This window comes from Microbacterium arabinogalactanolyticum, assembly GCF_030268005.1.
Classification (GTDB): domain Bacteria; phylum Actinomycetota; class Actinomycetes; order Actinomycetales; family Microbacteriaceae; genus Microbacterium; species Microbacterium arabinogalactanolyticum.
Window position 1 is genome coordinate 746,926 of record NZ_BRZC01000004.1, and the last position, 15,481, is coordinate 762,406.

Consider the following 15,481-nt stretch of genomic DNA (forward strand, 5'->3'; position numbering starts at 1 on the left):
CGACCATGCCGAGCAGGGCGAGCCGTAGGCGCGCTTGATGTAGTCCAGGCCCCACGCGATCTGCGTCGCCGCGTTCGTGCGCCAGTCCGCGCCTGCGGTGGCCATCTTGCTGCCGGGCAGCGCCTGCGGGATGCCGGTCGCGCCGCTGGGGTTGTAGGCCTTGTAGTTCCAGCCGGACTCCTTGTTCCACAGGCTCGACAGGCAGGAGAACTGGCCCGCGCCCCAGCCGTACTTGCTGGCGGCCATGGCACGCGCGGTGGCGCGCGCGCCGTCCGGGGTGTTCGCGGCGGCCAGCGCCGCAGCGGCGACGCGCTGCTGCTCGGCGGCCTGCTCGGCGGCGATGCGCGCGGCCTCGGCCTGCTGGCGCGCGATCTCCGCGGCCTTGGCCTCCTTGGCCGCGGTCAGCGACTCCTGCAGCGCGGCGGTGTCCCGCTGCACGAGCACGGTGCTCCGGACCACGTCATCGGTCATGTCAGCGAGCTGGTCGGAGCTCGGCTGCTCGGCGCTCGACAGCACCTTCACATCGTGCATCAGGTCGGTGATCGCGACGTCCTTCAGCGTGGTCCCGGGCAGCACATCCGCCGACTCGGCCACGTGGTTCAGCGCGACGGCGTTGTTCAGGGCGATCCTGCCGTCGCTCTCCGCCTGGGATGCCTTGTGGACATCGGCCTGCGAGGGGGCGGCGAGAGCGGGAGCGGCGAGGATGCCGGTGGCCGCGGCTGCGGCGAGGACGGCGCCGACGGCGACGCCGACCAGCGGCTTGCGCATCGCGGAGCGGGCGGACACGGCGGCATGCACCCGGCGGGACGCACGGGTGTGGAGGGTATGAGGCATTCGGGTTTCGACTTTCGGGTCGTCGTCGGCCCGGAACCCGCGGAGGGCTTGCTCATCGGGAGCGGTTTCCCGGGCACGAAGAACGAGTCTGCGCTCCCGTTCTGGACGGAACATGCCACGGACCTGGACATTCCGTGCCTGGTTCGTGGGAATCCCGGCTTCACGCTCCCAAGAAGATGTGTTATGCGTTCGTTACTTCGTCGTCGACGGCCCGCCGCGAAAAAGCGAAGGCCCCGGTCGGAACCGGGGCCTTCGGGTGGATCGGAACGCGCGTCAGGCGTTGGCGTCCTGACGCTTCAGGCGCGATGCCTCACGACCGCGGACGGTCTGGTCCAGGATCACCTTGCGGATGCGGACGGCATCCGGGGTGACCTCGACGCACTCGTCCTCGCGGGCGAACTCGAGGGACTCCTCCAGCGACAGGATGCGCGGCGGGGTCATCGACTCGAACGTGTCGGCCGTGGAGGAGCGCATGTTGGTGAGCTTCTTCTCCTTGGTGATGTTCACGTCCATGTCGTCGGCGCGCGAGTTCTCGCCCACGACCATGCCCTCGTAGACCTCTTCGGTGGGACGCACGAAGAACGACATGCGCTCCTGCAGGGCGATCATGGCGAACGGGGTGGCCACGCCGGCGCGGTCCGCGACGATCGAGCCGTTCTGGCGGGCCACGATGGACCCGGCCCACTCGTCGTAGCCGTGCGAGATCGCGTTCGCGATGCCGGTGCCGCGGGTGATCGAGAGGAACTCGGTGCGGAAGCCGATCAGACCGCGCGAGGGCACGATGAACTCCATGCGGATCCAGCCGGTGCCGTGGTTGATCATGTTGTCCATGCGGCCGCGGCGGTTCGCCATCAGCTGGGTCACGGCACCGAGGTGCTCCTCCGGGACGTCGACCGTGAGGTGCTCGTAGGGCTCGTGCACCTTGCCGTCGATCTTGCGGGTGACGACCTGCGGCTTGCCGACCGTGAGCTCGAAGCCCTCGCGGCGCATGTTCTCGACCAGGATGGCGAGCTGCAGCTCACCGCGGCCCTGCACCTCCCAGGCATCCGGACGGCCGATGTCGTTCACGCGGATCGAGACGTTACCGATGAGCTCGCGGTCCAGACGGTCCTTCACCATGCGGGCGGTGAGCTTGTGGCCCTTGACCTTGCCGACCAGCGGCGAGGTGTTGGTGCCGATCGTCATCGAGATCGACGGCTCGTCGACCGTGATCTGCGGCAGCGGGCGCACGTCCTCGGGGTCGGCGATGGTCTCGCCGATCATGATGTCGGCGAAGCCGGCGATCACGGCGATGTCGCCGGGGCCGGCGGACTCGGCCGGGTAGCGCTCCAGCGCCTTGGTCATCAGCAGCTCGGTGATACGCGCGTTCTGCGTGGTGCCGTCCTGGCGCACCCAGGCGACGGTCTGACCCTTCTTCAGCGTGCCGTTGAAGACGCGCAGCAGCGCGAGGCGGCCGAGGAAGGACGAGGAGTCGAGGTTGGTGACCCACGCCTGCAGCGGGGCCTCGTCGTCGTAGGACGGTGCGGGCACGTGCTCGAGGATCGCCTCGAAGAGCGGCTCGAGGTCGTCGTTGTCGGGCAGGTCGCCGTTGGCGGGACGGGTGCGGGATGCCGCGCCGGCACGGCCGGAGGCGTACACGACCGGGACGTCCAGCAGGGCGTCGACATCGAGGTCGGGCACGTCGTCGACCAGGTCGGATGCCAGGCCCAGCAGCAGGTCCTGCGCCTCGGCCTCGACCTCGGCGATGCGCGCGTCGGCGCGGTCGGTCTTGTTGACCAGCAGGATGACGGGGAGCTTGGCCTCGAGCGCCTTGCGCAGCACGAAGCGGGTCTGCGGCAGCGGGCCCTCGGAGGCGTCCACCAGCAGCACGACGCCGTCGACCATGGACAGCGCGCGCTCGACCTCGCCACCGAAGTCGGCGTGGCCGGGGGTGTCGACGACGTTGATCGTCACCGGGGTCTCGCTGTGCTTGCCCTTGTAGGTGATCGCCGTGTTCTTGGCGAGGATCGTGATGCCCTTCTCACGCTCCAGGTCGTTGGAGTCCATCGCGCGCTCTTCGACGTGCGCGTGCTCGCCGAACGAGCCCGTCTGGCGGAGCATGGCGTCGACGAGGGTGGTCTTGCCGTGGTCGACGTGTGCGACGATCGCGACGTTTCGGAGGTCAGAGCGGAGGGCGTGCGCCATTCAAAGGTCCTAAGAAGGTGGGATTTGTGCGCCGGGATGCCGACGTTCCAGGATAGCGCACGCCATCAGCACCTTCCTGAAGGCCCGGTCAGGCTAGCGGGTGAACACCTGACGACGACGGTCCGGCCACTCGACCTCGACGCGGATGCCGTCGAAACGCGCCCACGGGTGGTCGAGCACGTCCCGCGCGTGCAGCTCGGCGGCATCCATCCGCGTGACCCAGTGCGCACGCCCGCCGGACGGCTCGTAGCGGAAGCCGCCGTCGGCCGTGAGCAGGCTCTTGCTCTCGTGGAAGTCGTCCCAGGAGAGCAGCCAGCGCCCGTCGTACATGCCGTTGTACACCCGCACGGTCGCGCGTCGCACGGCCGGCGCGCCGAGGGCGGGAGCGACCGACGCCCAGTCCGTGCGGCGCACGGCGGGCAGCAGCGAGGCGCTCTCCCAGAGCGGTGACGGATCGTCCTCGCGACCCGTCACGACGTCGAGCCAGCGGCGGGGCCTGCTCACGCCGACGTAGAGCAGTCGTCGCTCCGCGGTGAGGATCGAGGCGAAGGAGTCGCCGAACACGCGGCCTAGCTGCCACGTCGGATGCACGTGCGGGAACGCCCATCCGGCCACGCCCACCAGGATCACCGCATCCGCCTCCCGGCCCTTGTAGGAGTGGATGGTGCCGACGTCGCAGCGCGCGACGGCATCCGTCGGCACGACCCGCCCAAGGCCCGCGACGGCGCGCTCCGCGACCTCGCGGGTTCGCGCCAGCACGGCCACCGTGCGCCCGTTTCCGAGGTGCTCCTTCACCAGTCGCAGCACGGCGGACGTCGACGGACGGCCGAGCCGCTCCTCCTCGGGCGTCGGCTCGAAGCCGTCCATCCCGAACTGCCTGATGCGGCCTGTGAGGTCCGCCGTCGCCCTGGCCGGTCTGCCGCGCCCGGCCATGACGCTGTTGCCGACGTCGACGATGTCGGCGCTGGACCGCTGATTCCCCAGCATCCGCAGTCGGATCGCTCCCGGGAAGCGGGCGGTGAAGTCTGCGAAGTACTCGGTCGACGACCCGGCGAACTCGTTGATGGCCTGCCAGTCGTCGCCGACGGCCATGACCCTCGCCCGGGGCGCCTGGCCGAGCACGGCCTGGATCAGGGCGTCGAAGCGCGGCGTGAAGTCCTGGAACTCATCGATGACGATGTGCGTGATCGCGCGGACGTCGCCGCTGCGGCCACCACCGGAGAAGTCGGTCAGCCCCTCCCCGACCCGCGCAGCCGCGCGCCAGACGATCCCGGGGAAGTCCTCTTCCTGAGCTTCGGCGAGCGCCTGCACGTAGAGGTCGAGCATCCGGGCGCCGAGCTCGATCGCCCCTCGACGGGACTCGTCCCCGTCGCGCAGCTGCCACTCCCGCAGCAGGTCCGCGCCGCTCCACATGCGCTGCCGCGCCCGCATCACGATCTGCGTGATCGCCCGCAGCAGCCTCTCGCCGATCGATCCCCGGATCGCCTCCCAGAGGCGGTCGTCCATCTCGGCGGTCGGCACGCCCGCCGAGCGGAGATCCCGGCGCAGACGCTCCTCGAACCCGCTCGCCGCCGTGGTCCGCTCGTCGTAGCGCAGGTCGGCGGAGAACGGGCGGCGCGGATCGGTGATGGCGATCCGCAGCCGTGACCCGCCATCCGCGTCGAGCAGCTCGAAGACGGAGCTGCTGCGGTGGAACCGGAAGTCGCGCCCATCGCTGCCCAGCCCGCTGCGCAGCAGGGCGTCGGCGATGCTCTGCGCGGCACGGCTCGGAAGCGCATCGCCGCGCAGGCTCCAGTACCTGGCGCCCGACTCGCCGTCGGCGTCCGCCCGCACGAACGACAGCACCAGTTCCCGCATCTCGTCCTGCGACGCCGGGTCGTGCCACAGGGATCGCACGATCTCCTCGACGCGCCGATCCGCGTCGTCGGCGAGAACACGTTCCGCCGGACGGACCAGGCGGTAGGCGAGCGCGTCCAGCGTCATGATGTGCGGCTGCGCGTCCACCGGCAGCCACTCCCCCGCGCGGCGCCGCAGATCCGCGGCTGCGGCGCTGTTGAACGCGAGCATCAGGATCTCGTCGGGCCGTACACCGCGCCGCTCGATCAGGTAGGCGGCGCGGGCGATCATGGTCGTGGTCTTCCCGCTCCCGGCGCGGGCCTCGACGAGCGCATGCCCGTGAGTCGTGCCGATCACGGCCGCCTGTTCGGGAGTGGGCCGGAATTCCGGATGCTCCTCACGGGCCCACTCGAGAACGGCGTCCCCGACCGGTGCCTCCGGCTGCGGTGCGGGCGTCGCGTGCGTCGCGTGCGACGTCGGTGCGGGCGTCGCGTGCGACGTCGATCTCCGCACGCCGGCGAGCAGGCTGCTGTCGCGGAACGTTCGCGCCTTGGCGATCGTCGGTGCGGAGTCCTTCGCGACGCGGGCGACGTTCTCGGCCAGCGCGCGCCACTGCCGCTCGGTCATGGCGGCGTGCAGGTCGGTCAGCAGCTCGCGCTCGACGTCCGAACGCGCGGCGGCGACGTGATCGGCGACCACGGAGGGCAGGAACCACGTCTGGTACCAGGCCGACTTCTCGTCGTAGTCCCGCCACGTCGCGAGCAGAGCGCGAAGCACCACCACCGACCTCGGCGCGGGAGCGGGTGCTGTGCCGCCGCTCGCGGCGCGTCGTGTCGTGCTCGTCATTCCTCGGTCAAGCCTACTGACGCACTGGGTAGCATCTGGCTATGCCCGCTGCCAGAATCCTGCCGTCCGTCGAGCCCGTCCCCGGCCGCACGCGACTGTGGTGGGAGATCGGCATCGTGCTCGCACTCGGCCTCGGGCAGTCCGCGATCTACTCGATCGTGCAGCTGGCCTACCGGCTCACCGACAGCACTCCCCTGGCGGACCAGACGACCACGCTGAACCCGTCGCGCAGCGACAGGGAGGCCTTCGACCTCATCTACCAGCTGCTCTCGATCGGGTTCGCGATCGTGCCCGCCCTGCTGGTCTGCTTCCTGCTCTGGCGTTCCCGGCGCCCGCACCTGCAGGCGCTGGGCCTGGACGGCCGGCGCTACGGGCGCGACACCGGCTGGGGCGTCCTGCTGGTGCTGGCCATCGGCATCCCCGGCATCGGCCTTTATCTGCTGGGTCGGGCGCTCGGGCTCTTCGTCGCGGTCGACCCGGGTGGGCTCGCCGCGCACTGGTGGACGGTGCCGATCCTGCTGCTCTCGGCCGCGCGGGCCTCGATCCAGGAGGAATTCGTGGTGCTCGGCTACCTGTTCGCCCGGCTGCGGCAGCTGGGCTGGGGAACCTGGCCGATCATCGTCGCCACCAGCGTGCTCCGCGCCAGCTACCACCTGTACCAGGGTCCGGGCGCGTTCATCGGCAACTTCGCGATGGGGATGCTGTTCGGCTGGCTCTTCGCCCGCACCGGGCGCCTCATGCCGTTCCTGGTCGCCCACTTCCTCATCGACGCCGCGGCGTTCGTCGGCTATCCGTGGGCGGCTGCGACGTGGCCGGCCCTGTTCGGGCTGCCCGGCTAGCAGCCCGTCGGGGTCAGCGTCTGGCGGCCCGTCGTGGTCAGCGGGTGACGGAGATCGAGACCGCGGCCCACACCGCGATCACGAGCAGGGCGCCGAGGGCCGGCCAGTCCCAGCTGCGGCGGATCGGAGCATCGGCATCCTGTCGCCCCGCCTTCCAGCGACTGCGGATGTCGGCGAGCTCGCGCACGCCGGACGGCGGCTTCACGCCCTCCACATCCCGCTCGCGGGCGGTCTGCCGACGAGGCCGGGAACGTGCAGGACCGCCCATCGCGGTGGCCTTCGACCCGTCGTCGAGCGAGAACTCCAGCTGCCAGCGGAAGTCGACGTCCTTCACGTGCGCCCAGCCGAAGCTGATCCGGCGCAGCAGGTTCTGCATGGTCACGCCATGCTCGTCCAGGCGCAGCAGCGAGGCCGCGGACGCCGCGTAGACGACCCACAGCGCCAGAAGCACCCAGGGGGCGAGCAGCATCATCTGCCCGAACCCGGCGCGCACGGCGGCGTCGATGAGCAGGTACGCGACCACGAGCGCCGAGATCGCGAGGAAGACGAGTCCCGTCCACGCACGGTAGGTGCGCGGACGGGACTCGTTGGTCTCCTTGTCAGGAGAGCTCACAGGCCGCCCCCGCCGAGCTGGATGGAGGCTCCGGGAATGGCTTCGAGCAGACGCTGGGTGTACTCCTGCTGCGGGTTCGCGAAGATCTCGTCGACGCTGCCCTTCTCGACCAGCTTGCCCTTCTCCATCACGGCCACCAGGTCGCTGGAGACGCGCACCACCGCGAGGTCGTGCGTGATGAACAGATAGGTCAGCTGCAGTTCGCTCTGCAGCTCGGCGAGCAGCTTCAGGATCTGCGCCTGCACGAGCACATCGAGCGCCGAGACGGCCTCGTCGAGCACGACCACGTCGGGCTTGAGCGCCAGCGCGCGCGCAATGGCCACGCGCTGACGCTGACCGCCGGACAGCTCGTTCGGGTAGCGCGAGACGACCTCGCTCGGCAGTGCGACCTGCTCCAGCAGCTCGAGCACGCGCTCGCGCCGCGAGGACTGGTCGCCCACGCCGTGCACGACCATCGGCTCTGCGATGGTGTTGCCGATGTTGCGCAGCGGATCCATCGATCCGTACGGGTCCTGGAACACCGGCTGCATCCGCCGCCGCAGCGCGAACGACTGCGCGTTCGACAGGTGCGACACCTCCTCGCCCGCGACCTCGATCGTGCCGGAGGTCACGGACTCGAGCTTGAGCACCATCCGCGCGACCGTGGTCTTGCCCGAACCGGACTCGCCCACGAGCGCGAGCGTCTTGCCCCGGGGGATGTCGAAGCTGACGTCGTCGACAGCGCGGAACAGCTCGCTGCGGAAACCGCCCTGCCGGATCTTGAAGTCCTTCGTCAGCCCGGCCACGCGCACCATGGTGGGCGCGTCCGCCAGCGACTCCTCGGTCTGGATGCCGTGCTCGGTCACCTCGGCCTGGATCCGCTGCGAGGCGATGCTCGGAGCGGCAGCGACCAGGCGCTTGGTGTACGGATGCCGTGGATCCTCGAGGATCTCGCGGCTGGGACCGGCCTCGACGATCTCGCCCTGGTTCATCACGATGATCCGGGAGGCGCGCTCGGCGGCCAGGCCCAGGTCGTGCGTGATGAGCAGCACCGAGGTGCCGCGATCCCGCGTGAGGCTCGCCATGTGGTCGAGGATCACGCGCTGCACGGTGACGTCCAGCGCCGAGGTGGGCTCGTCCGCGATGAGCAGACGCGGATCGGCCGCGAGGCCGATGCCGATCAGCGCACGCTGGCGCATGCCTCCCGAGAACTGGTGGGGGAACTGGTGCAGGCGCCTCTCGGCATCCGCCAGACCCGCCTGCTGCAGCACCTCGATCGCGCGGCGCTTGACCTCGGCCCTGCCCTGGGCGATGCCGTTGGCGCGGATCGCCTCCTTGACCTGGAAGCCGATGCTCCACACCGGGTTGAGGTTCGACATCGGGTCCTGCGGGACGAAGCCGATGTCCCGGCCGCGCAGGTGCTCCATCTCACGGCGGCCGAGCTTGGTCAGCTCGCGTCCGTCCATGACGATCGACCCGCCCGTCACCTTGCCGGTGCCGGGAAGCAGGTTGACGATGGCCGCCGCGGTCGTGGACTTGCCGGAGCCCGACTCGCCCACGATGGCCACGGTCTCGCCGGGGAAGATGTCGAAGCTCACGCCGTGCAGCACCTCGCGCACGCCGTGCTGGCCGCGGAACGCGACCTTCAGGTCGCGGATGCTGACCAGCGGCTCCTGATCGATCGAAGCGTTCATCGGGTGGCCCTCGCCTTCGGGTCCATGGCGTCTCGGAGGAGCTCGCCCAGCACGACGAACGACAGCACGGCCGTCGTCAGCGCGATCGACGGGTAGATCAGTGACATCGGGGCGACCCGCAGCGTCGATTGAGCGCGGCTGATGTCGGCACCCCAGGACATCGTCTCCGTGCCGAGACCGACACCGAGGAACGCCAGGGTCGACTCCGCCACGATGCCGCCCGCCAGGGCGAGCGTGCCGAGCACGATCAGCGGCGCGATGGCGTTGGGCACGACGTGAGCCATCAGGGTGCTGAACTTCGAGCGCCCGACGGCCTTGGACGCCGTGATGAACTCCGCCTGCCGCACCCGCATCACCTCGGCGCGGACCACGCGTGCGGTGGCCGCCCACGCGAACCCGCCGATCGCGAGCGACAGCGTGAAGACGTTGCGGTACTTCTCGAACACCGTCATCACGACCACGGCGGCCAGGATGTAGGGGATCGAGAAGAACATGTCACCGATGCGCGAGAGCAGCGAGTCGACCCAGCCGCCGTAGTAGCCGGAGATCGTGCCCATGATCCATCCGATGCCCGAGCCGATGATCGTGGACAGCAGACCCACGCTCAGCGAGGTGCTCGCGCCGTGCACGATGCGGGAGAACACATCGCAGCCCTGGAACGTGAAGCCCAGGAGGTGCCCTTCAGTCGGCCCCTTGTTGGAGTTCTCCAGGTGACAGAGGTTGTCCGGAGGCACCTGTGTGAACAGCGTCGGCCACGCGGCCATCAGCAGCAGCAGAGCCACGAACGCCAGCGAGATCCAGAACAGCGGGCGACGTCGCAGGTCGTACCAGGCATCGCGCCACAGGTTGGAGGGCTTGCCGCTGACGCGCACGGCGTCGGTGGGCAGCTGCTCCGTGGTGACGGGGGCGACATAGCGCCGGGACAACGGGTCAGACATAGCGGATCCTCGGATCGAGCAGCCCGTACAGCAGGTCGACGAGCAGGTTCACCAGCACGTACAGCACGACGAAGATCGTGACGAACGAGACGATGGTCGGGCCCTCATGCTGCAGGATGGCGCGGAACAGGGTGTTTCCGACGCCGGGGATGTTGAAGATGAACTCGGTGACGGTCGCGCCGACCAGCAGCACGCCGAAGTTGGTCGCGGAATTCGTGATCACCGGGATCAGCGAGTTGCGGATCACGTGCACAGGAAGGACGCGGTACTGCGGCAGACCCTTGCTGTAGGCCGTGCGCACCCAGTCCTGGTTCATGGTCTCGATGACGGAACCGCGCATGAGCCGCATGCTGGTGGCGTACAGGCTGAGGCCCAGCACGATGGCGGGCAGCCACATGTCGCCCCAGCCGTTCTGCCCGCCGACCGTCGGCCGGAACCAGCCCAGCTGGATCGCCAGGAAGTACTGAGCCAGGAAGCACATCACGAAGATGGGCATCGACAGGAACACCAGCGCGATGATCAGCGCGACGTTGTCGGAGACCTTCCCCTTGCGCAGCGCCGAGAACGTGCCGACGATGATCGACAGCAGGAACTCGATGCCGATCGACAGCACTGCCAGGCGGCCGGTCACCGGCAGAGTGCGGGCCAGCACGTCGTTGACGGACTGGCCAGAGAAGGTGGTGCCCATGTCACCGCGGACGAGGCCCGACATGTAGTAGTAGTACTGCACGATGAAGGGCTGATCCAGGTGGTACTGGGCGCGGATCGCGTCCAGCAGCTGCTGGCTGGGTTGCTTGTCGCCGAACAGCGCGGCGATCGGGTCGCCCGGCATGGCGAAGACCAGGGCGTAGATCAGCAGCGTGGATCCCAGGAAGACGGGGATCAGCTGCAGGATACGGCGGACGATGTAAGAGAACATCCACTCTCGATTCGTGCGGACGATGCACTCCGTGGGCACGCCGTGAGGCGACGACGTTCACGTCGCCGCCTCACGGTCAGCCCTGCGGAGCCTTACTTCGTCTTGTCCTTGGTGATGTCTTCGAACAGCGGCACGGAGTTCCAGCCGAACTTCACGTTGTGCACGCTCTCACCGAAACCACCGATGGAGTTCTGGTACCACAGCGGGATCGCCGGGAGGTCCTTGACCAGGATCTCCTGCACCTTGGTGTACTTCTTGGCCGAGTCCGCCGGGGTGTCGGCGGATGCACCCTCTGCGAGGAGCTTGTCGACCTCGGGGTTGGTGTAGTCGCCGTCGTTGGACGAGGCGCCCGTCGAGTACAGCGGGAACAGGAAGTTGTACACACCCGGGTAGTCGGCCTGCCAGCCTGAACGAGCCGCGGTCTTGAAGGTGCGCTTGCCGTTGGCGTCCTTGGCGTTGATCGCCGCACGCAGCGTGGCGAAGTCGACGTACGAGGCGCCGGCCGCGTCGATGCCGAGCGTGTTCTTCAGCGAGTTGGCGACGGCCTCGACCCAGGCCTGGTGCGGGCCGTTGGCGTTGTAGGCGATCTCGAACTTGCCCGACCACGGCGAGATCTTGTCGGCCTCGGCCCACAGCTTCTTCGCCTCCTTCGGGTCGTACTTCAGCGCGTCGCCGCCCTTGAGGCTCTTCTGGTAGCCGTCGAGTGCGGGCGAGGTGAAGTCGGTCGCGGGGACGCGGGTGTCGTTGAAGATCGTCTTGGTGATCGACTCGCGGTCGATCGCCATCGACATCGCCGCGCGACGCAGCTTGCCCTCGTCGCCGGAGAAGTGCTCGATCCACTCGCCGATCGTGAACGACTGGAAGATCGCGGCGGGCTGGTTGACCGCGCGGTCGCCGAGGTCGCTCTGGAACGTCGCGATCGAGGCGTCCGGGATGCTGTCGATGACGTCGAGGTTGCCACCCAGCAGGTCGGCGTAGGCCGCGTCGTACGAGGTGTAGAACTTCAGGGTCAGACCGCCGTTGGCGAGCTTGCGCACGCCCTTGTAGTCGGGGTTCTTGACCAGGTCGATCTGCACGTCGTGCTGCCAGGCGCCGTCGCCGGCCAGCTTGTAGGGACCGTTGCCGATCGGGTTCTCGCCGAACTTCGCCATGTCGGTGAACGCGACATCGGGAAGCGGGTAGAACGCGGAGTAGCCGAGGCGGGTCGCGAAGTCGGCGGCCACCGGGCTGGTCAGCTTGATGGTGAACTCGGTGTCGCTGACCTTCTTCAGACCGGTGAGCTCGGAGTCCGCCTCAGCGCTGAAGCCCTCGATGTCCGCGAACCACGACTGGTTCAGCTGCTTGTTGGAGAACAGCGCTCCGTAGTTCCAGGCCTTGATGAAGTTGTCGGCCTTGACGTCGCTGCCGTCGGTGAACTTCATGCCCTTCTTCAGGGTCACGGTCAGCTCGTCGGGTGCGGTGACCTCGATCTTGTCGGCCATATCGTTGACGAGCTTGCCGCTGCCGTCGTAGTAGGCCAGACCCGCGAAGATCGAGTCGAGGATCTTGCCACCGCCGACCTCGTTGGTGTTGGTCGGGATCAGCGGGTTCTCGGGCTCGGAACCGCTTGCCGTGATGATGGCCTTGGGATCGGTGTTGTCGTTCCCCGTGTCGGCGCTCGGCTTCGGGTTGGAGCCGGACGACGAGCAGCCTGCGAGCACGGTGACGCCCGCGACCAGAACTGCCGCACTGGCGAGTGCGATCTTGTTGCGCTTCACTTTGTGTCCTCCTATGGACTTCAGAGCGTGACGCCATCCTCAGCTGCGAGGGCGGCGCATGAACCGATCCTAAGACGGACTCCCACGAAGGACCCGCTCCGTGGGACAAGCGTTATGACGTCTTAACCGAATCACCCCGTCGCCGGAACCGGCGACGGGGTGATCACGAGGGAGCGCTCTCAGGCGAACGCCTCGATCGGCGGGCAGGCGCACACCAGGTTGCGGTCTCCGTACGCCTGGTCGATGCGGCGCACCGGCGGCCAGTACTTCGTCGCGACGAGCGCGTGCACGGGGTATGCGGCCTCCTCGCGCGTGTATGCGTGAGTCCACTCCCCCGTGATGAGCGATGCGGCGGTGTGGGGTGCGTTCACCAGCGGGTTGTCGTCCGCGGGCCAGCGACCGGCGGCCACGGCATCCGCCTCGGCCTTGATCATGATCATCGCCTCGATGAACCGCTCCAGCTCGCCCAGGTCCTCCGACTCCGTCGGCTCGACCATGAGCGTGCCCGCGACGGGGAACGACATGGTCGGCGCGTGGAAGCCGAAGTCGATGAGACGCTTGGCGACGTCGTCGACGCTGATGCCGGTGGCCTCCTTGAGCGGACGAAGGTCCAGGATGCACTCGTGGGCGACGCGGCCGTTCTCACCGGTGTAGAGCACCGGGTAGTGGTCGGCCAGGCGCGCGGCGATGTAGTTCGCCGACAGCACGGCCGCAGCCGTGGCGTTGCGCAGGCCGTCCGCGCCCATCATGCGCACGTACGCCCAGGAGATGGGCAGCACGCCTGCCGAGCCGTACGGCGCAGCCGAGACGGGGCCGCCCTCGAACACGTATCCGCCCGCGTGCACGTCCTTCTGCGCCTGCGGGTGGCCGGGAAGGTGCGGCGCGAGGTGCGCCTTGGCAGCCACCGGGCCGATGCCCGGTCCGCCGCCGCCGTGCGGGATGGCGAACGTCTTGTGCAGGTTGAGGTGCGAGACGTCGCCGCCCAGGTCGCCGAAGCGGGCGTATCCGAGCAGGGCGTTGAGGTTGGCGCCGTCGACGTACACCTGGCCGCCGGCGTCGTGCACGGCGGAGGTGATCTCGACGACCTGCTCCTCGTACACGCCGTGCGTGGACGGGTAGGTGATCATCAGCGCGGCGAGGCTCTCGGCGTGCTGCTCGATCTTGGCGCGCAGGTCACCCAGGTCGACGTTGCCGAGCTCGTCGGTCGCCACGACGACGACCTTCATGCCCGCGAGCACGGCGGATGCCGCGTTCGTGCCGTGCGCCGACGACGGGATCAGGCACACGTCGCGGTGCGTGTCGCCGTTGGCGTGGTGGTAGCCGCGGATCGCGAGCAGGCCGGCGAGCTCGCCCTGCGAGCCGGCGTTCGGCTGCAGCGAGACCGCGTCGTAACCGGTGACCTCGGCGAGCCATGCCTCGAGCTGGTCGATCATGGCGAGCGAGCCCTCGACGTCGTCCGCCGGGGCGAACGGGTGCAGCTGGGCGAACTCCGGCCAGGTGATGGCCGCCATCTCGGTGGCCGCGTTGAGCTTCATCGTGCACGAGCCCAGCGGGATCATGCCGCGGTCGAGAGCGTAGTCGCGGTCGGCGAGCTGCTTGAGGTAGCGCATCATGGCCGTCTCGGAGCGGTGCGCGTGGAACACCGGGTGCGTGAGGTACTCGTCCTCGCGCAGCAACGCGCCGGGAAGCGCGGTGAGACCGTCGGCGAAGCCGAACACGCGCTCCTCCTTGCCGCCGAACAGCACCGCGACGCGGTGCAGGTCGGTGACGGTGATGGTCTCGTCGATCGCGATGCCGACGGTGCCGGCATCCACCAGGCGCAGCAGGGTGCCGGCCTCGTGCGCCTTCTCGACCAGTGCGGCCGCGCCGCCCGCCACCCGCACGTTCAGTGTGTCGAAGAACGCCTCGTGCACGACCTCGGCACCGGCCTCGACGAGCCAGTCACGCAGCAGCATGGCCTTCCGTGCGACGTCGCTCGCGATCGCCTTCAGCCCGTCGGGGCCGTGGTAGACGGCGTACATCGAGGCCATCACGGCCAGCAGCACCTGGGCGGTGCAGATGTTCGAGGTGGCCTTCTCTCGGCGGATGTGCTGCTCGCGCGTCTGCAGGGCGAGACGGTAGGCCGGGTAGCCCACGGCATCCTGCGAGACGCCGACGAGACGACCCGGCAGCTGACGCTCGAGGCCCGCGCGCACGGCCATGTAGCCCGCGTGCGGTCCGCCGAAGCCCATCGGCACGCCGAAGCGCTGCGTGGTGCCCACCGCGACGTCGGCGCCGAGCGAGCCCGGCGAGCGCAGCAGCGTGAGACCGAGCAGATCGGCTGCGACGACGGCGATGCCGCCGGCCAGGTGCGCGGCGTCGATCACGGCCGACGGGTCCCAGACCAGACCGGATGCGCCGGGATACTGCACGAACACGCCGAACAGCTCGGCGGGCAGCTCCTCGCCGGCCGCGAGATCGCGCTCGACCAGCTGGATGCCGACGGCTGCCGCGCGGGTGGCCAGCAGCGCCTTGGTCTGCGGCAGGGCGTCGGCGTCGACGACGAACACGTCGGTCTTCGCCTTCGAGGCGCGTCGTGCCAGCAGCATGCCCTCAGCGACCGCGGTCGACTCGTCGAGCATCGACGCGTTGGCCGTCGAGAGCCCGGTGAGGTCGGAGACCATGGTCTGGAAGTTGATCAGCGCTTCCAGGCGGCCCTGCGAGATCTCCGGCTGGTACGGCGTGTACGCGGTGTACCACGACGGGTTCTCGAGCACGTTGCGCTGGATCACCGAGGGCGTGAAGGTGCCGTAGTAGCCCAGGCCGATCATGGCCCGGTTCACGGTGTTGCGGTTCGCGAGCGAGCGCAGCTCGGCGAGTGCCTCGGCCTCGCTGGCGGCGGCCGGGATGACCGAGTCGCCGGCGGCGGTGAAGATCGACGCGGGCACGGCCTGGCGCATCAGCGCCTCGACCGGGCTCCAGTCGGCCAGCTCGGAGCTCACCCCGAGCGCGTCGAGCATCTGCCGCTGCGCGTCGGAGGTCGTCCCGATATGACGGTCTGCG

General features: G+C 69.1%; 10 protein-coding genes. 1 reads left to right on the top strand and 9 read right to left on the bottom strand.

Features of this window, described 5'->3' with window-relative positions:
• The 3 genes from MIAR_RS08035 to MIAR_RS08045 all read right to left on the bottom strand — a co-directional run.
• A partial coding sequence (locus MIAR_RS08035) for an aggregation-promoting factor C-terminal-like domain-containing protein (RefSeq protein WP_285633916.1) occupies positions 1-786 on the bottom strand: 786 nt, incomplete at its 3' end.
• A gap of 321 nt (positions 787-1,107) precedes the next feature.
• Entirely contained in the window at positions 1,108-3,018 is a 1,911-nt protein-coding gene (typA, locus tag MIAR_RS08040; protein ID WP_285633918.1) for a translational GTPase TypA, read from the bottom strand.
• A 93-nt stretch (positions 3,019-3,111) separates the two neighbouring features.
• Positions 3,112-5,700: a UvrD-helicase domain-containing protein gene (locus MIAR_RS08045; RefSeq protein ID WP_285633920.1), complete on the bottom strand. Its 2,589-nt coding sequence runs from the start codon at positions 5,698-5,700 to the stop codon at positions 3,112-3,114.
• Between the two features lie 41 nt (positions 5,701-5,741).
• On the opposite strand from MIAR_RS08045, the gene MIAR_RS08050 reads away from it, so the two are divergent.
• The gene (locus MIAR_RS08050; RefSeq protein ID WP_285633923.1) at positions 5,742-6,539 is read left to right on the top strand and encodes a CPBP family intramembrane glutamic endopeptidase; all 798 of its coding nucleotides are present in this window, start codon (positions 5,742-5,744) and stop codon (positions 6,537-6,539) included.
• A 37-nt stretch (positions 6,540-6,576) separates the two neighbouring features.
• Here MIAR_RS08050 and MIAR_RS08055 read toward each other — a convergent pair whose 3' ends face one another.
• The 6 genes from MIAR_RS08055 to gcvP form a co-directional block, all read right to left on the bottom strand.
• On the bottom strand, positions 6,577-7,152 hold the full coding sequence (locus MIAR_RS08055) for a PH domain-containing protein (RefSeq protein ID WP_285633925.1): 576 nt from the start codon (positions 7,150-7,152) through the stop codon (positions 6,577-6,579).
• Positions 7,149-8,825, bottom strand: a complete 1,677-nt coding sequence (locus MIAR_RS08060; protein ID WP_285633927.1) for a dipeptide ABC transporter ATP-binding protein — start codon at positions 8,823-8,825, stop codon at positions 7,149-7,151. The genes MIAR_RS08055 and MIAR_RS08060 overlap by 4 nt, the downstream gene beginning before the upstream one ends.
• Positions 8,822-9,763 (bottom strand): ABC transporter permease, encoded by a 942-nt coding sequence (locus MIAR_RS08065; RefSeq protein WP_285633929.1) that lies wholly within the window; start codon positions 9,761-9,763, stop codon positions 8,822-8,824. Before MIAR_RS08065 ends, MIAR_RS08060 begins: the two co-directional genes overlap by 4 nt.
• Complete coding sequence (locus MIAR_RS08070; protein ID WP_285633932.1) at positions 9,756-10,682, bottom strand: ABC transporter permease; 927 nt, start codon at positions 10,680-10,682, stop codon at positions 9,756-9,758. Before MIAR_RS08070 ends, MIAR_RS08065 begins: the two co-directional genes overlap by 8 nt.
• A 92-nt stretch (positions 10,683-10,774) precedes the next feature.
• Positions 10,775-12,439, bottom strand: a complete 1,665-nt coding sequence (locus tag MIAR_RS08075; RefSeq protein ID WP_285633935.1) for a peptide ABC transporter substrate-binding protein — start codon at positions 12,437-12,439, stop codon at positions 10,775-10,777.
• Positions 12,440-12,618: 179 nt separating this feature from the next.
• Entirely contained in the window at positions 12,619-15,438 is a 2,820-nt protein-coding gene (gcvP, locus tag MIAR_RS08080) for an aminomethyl-transferring glycine dehydrogenase (protein WP_425561587.1), read from the bottom strand.
• Between the last annotated feature and the right edge of the window lie 43 nt (positions 15,439-15,481).